The sequence below is a fragment of the Mesorhizobium sp. M7A.F.Ca.US.005.03.2.1 genome, assembly GCF_003997795.1.
GTDB lineage: Bacteria > Pseudomonadota > Alphaproteobacteria > Rhizobiales > Rhizobiaceae > Mesorhizobium > Mesorhizobium ciceri.
On sequence record NZ_RZRP01001478.1, the window covers coordinates 1 to 716 of the forward strand.

Genomic DNA, 716 nt, shown 5'->3' on the forward strand with positions numbered 1-716 from the left:
GGTATCGGAAGGCGCCGGCGGCGGGGGCGGGCCTGCTCCCGCCGCTGTCGATGCCTGCTGCGTCAGGGATGCGGACGCCAAGGCAACGGGCGCGTCGGGTTGCGGCTGCGCAACCGCGCCGGCCACCGAGACGCGAGAGAATATGGCGGCCGGCGTCGATGCCTGAACGATCCGTCCTGCGCAAGGCGATCTGGGCGCTTGGGCTGACCCAGATCATCGGCTACGGCACGCTCTATTACAGCTTCTCGATCCTGGCGCCGGCAATGGCACGCGAGTTCGGGCTCACGGAAGGCTGGGTATTCGCAGCCCTGTCGGCCTCGCTGTTTGCCGGCAGCCTGTTCGCGCCGACTGCCGGGCGGTGGGCCGACCGCTTCGGCGCCGGCCGCATCATGACCGTCGGCTCGGTCGCGGCGGCTGTGGCGCTGGCGCTGTGCGCCGTCGCACCCGGCCGCGTGAGCTTCGTTCTGGGATTGCTGGCGATGGAACTGGCCTCCAGCTTCGTCCTCTACAGCGCTGCCTTCGTGGCGATCGTGCAGGTCGGGGTTCCCCGGCCGCAACGCAGCATCACCCATCTGACGCTGATCGCCGGGTTTGCCTCTACCCTGTTCTGGCCGCTGACCTCGGCGCTGCATGCGCATCTCACATGGCGCGAGGTCTACCTTTTGTTCGCCGCTCTCAATCTCGGCCTATGCCTGCCGATCCACGCCTGGCTGATG

The 716-nt window shown here is 68.6% G+C and carries 1 protein-coding gene; it reads left to right on the plus strand.

Going from position 1 to position 716, the window contains the following annotated elements; translation table 11 throughout:
• Nucleotides 1-158: 158 nt before the first annotated feature.
• Nucleotides 159-716 (plus strand): MFS transporter (locus tag EN991_RS38605; protein ID WP_127370648.1); only part of this gene is annotated, 558 nt, incomplete at its 3' end.